At 71.0% G+C, this 2,171-nt stretch carries 1 protein-coding gene; it reads left to right on the top strand.

Annotated elements, in window-relative coordinates:
* Positions 1–2,171 (top strand): type I polyketide synthase (locus ABZ154_RS34940; protein ID WP_356838488.1); only part of this gene is annotated, 2,171 nt, incomplete at both ends.

The following is a 2,171-nucleotide window of genomic DNA, read 5'->3' as shown; positions in this document are numbered from 1 at the left end:
ATGATCATGGCGATGCGGCACGGAGTGCTGCCGCAGACCCTGCACGTCGACGCTCCGTCCTCGCATGTGGACTGGTCGCAGGGGGCGGTGGAGCTTCTGACGGAGTCCGCCGTGTGGCCGGAGACGGACCGGGTGCGTCGTGCGGGTGTGTCGTCGTTCGGGATCAGCGGGACCAACGCGCACGTGATCCTGGAGCAGCCGTCCCCGGTGATCCGGGGCACGGTGGTCACGGATACCCCTGTGAAGGAACCGGCCGTGGTGCCGTGGGTGCTCTCCGGCAAGACCCCCGAGGCGCTGGCGGACCAGGCCGCCCGGCTGCTGTCGACGATGGACAGTACGACGGTCGCCGACACACTGGACGTCGGGTACTCGCTGGCGACGACCCGCTCGGCGTTCGAGCACCGTGCCGTGGTCCTGGCGACCGAGCGCACGGAGGCCGTCCGCGCACTGACCGCGCTTGCCTCCGGCGCTCCCGACGCCTCGGTGGAGTCGGGAGCGGTACAGGGCGGCAGGACTGCGGCCCTCTTCTCCGGCCAGGGCAGCCAGCGCCTCGGCATGGGCCGTGAACTGTACGGACGCTTCCCGGCCTTCGCCGAGGCCCTCGACTCCGTACTCGACGTACTCGACGTGGTCGACGGTGCGCCGGTGTGCCCCCTGCGTGAGGTGATGTGGGGTGAGGACGCCGACCTGCTGAACGACACCGGTTTCGCTCAGCCGGCGTTGTTCGCGGTCGAGGTGGCGTTGTTCCGGCTGGTGGAGTCGTGGGGTGTGCTGCCCGACTTCGTGGCGGGGCATTCGATCGGTGAGATCGCCGCTGCCCATGTGGCGGGGGTGTTGTCGCTGGAGGATGCTTGCGCGCTGGTGGTGGCGCGGGCGCGGCTCATGCGGGCGCTGCCCGAGGGTGGCGCGATGGTCGCGGTGCAGGCGACGGAGGGCGAGGTGCTTCCGCTGTTGTCCGACGCGGTGTCGATCGCCGCGGTCAACGGTCCCCAGTCGGTGGTCGTCTCGGGCGATGAGGACGCTGTGCTGGCGGTGGCCGCACAGGTGGCGGAGCTGGGTCGGAAGACGACACGTCTGCGGGTCTCGCACGCGTTCCACTCGCCGTTGATGGATCCGATGCTGGAGGAGTTCCGTACCGTCGCGCAGGGGCTGTCGTACGGGGTGCCGGTGATTCCGGTGGTCTCGAACCTGACGGGCCTCGTCGCTTCGGCGGACGAGCTGTGTTCGGCGGAGTACTGGGTGCGGCACGTCCGTGAGGCCGTCCGCTTCACCGACGGCATACGGGCCCTGGCCGAACAGGGGGTGACGACATTCCTCGAACTCGGCCCCGACAGTGTCCTGTCGGCCATGGCCCTGGAATCGGCACCCGACGGAGCGGTGGCCGTACCGCTCCTGCGCAGGAACCGGGACGAGGAACTGGCCGCGGTCACCGCACTGGCCCGCCTGCACGTACACGGGACGGCACTCGACTGGGACGGACTGTTCACCGGCACCGGAGCACGGCGGGTCGCCCTGCCGACGTACGCCTTCCAGCACCAGTGGTTCTGGCCGGCCGGCTCTCGAGCCACCGGCACGCCCGGCGACGTACGTGCTGCGGGGCTGGGCTCGGCTGAGCACCCGATGCTGGGCGCGGCCGTCGAACTCGCCTCCGGACAGGGGCGGTTGTTCACCGCCCGTCTGTCGGTCCAGTCGCATCCGTGGCTCGCAGATCACGCGGTCATGGGCCGGGTCTTGTTGCCGGGGACCGCGATGCTGGAGCTGGCGATCCGGGCCGGTGACGAAGTCGACTGCGGCCGGATCGAGGAGCTGACCCTCGCCGCCCCGCTCACGCTGCCCGATCGTGGCGCGGTCCAGGTGCAGGTCGCGGTCGGCGCCCCCGACGAGTCGGGACGGCGCCCGGTGGACATCTACTCCCGTCCGGAGGGAGCGGCGGATGCGGTCGACGCCCGCTGGTCCCAGCACGCCACCGGCACGCTGACCGGCCACTCCGCGCCCACCACTGGGACCGGCTTCGACGCGACGGCATGGCCCCCGGCCGGGGCCGAGCCACTGGACACGGAGGGTTGCTACGAGCAGTTCGCGGAGCTGGGATTCGCGTACGGTCCGGTGTTCCAGGGGCTGCGTGCCGTCTGGCGGCGGGGTGACGAAATCTTCGCCGAGGTGAGTCTGCC

The sequence above is a fragment of the Streptomyces sp. NPDC006261 genome, assembly GCF_040613515.1.
Classification (GTDB): domain Bacteria; phylum Actinomycetota; class Actinomycetes; order Streptomycetales; family Streptomycetaceae; genus Streptomyces.
Note: the sequence above shows the minus strand (reverse complement) of the source record. Positions and strands in the feature narration are given on the sequence as shown.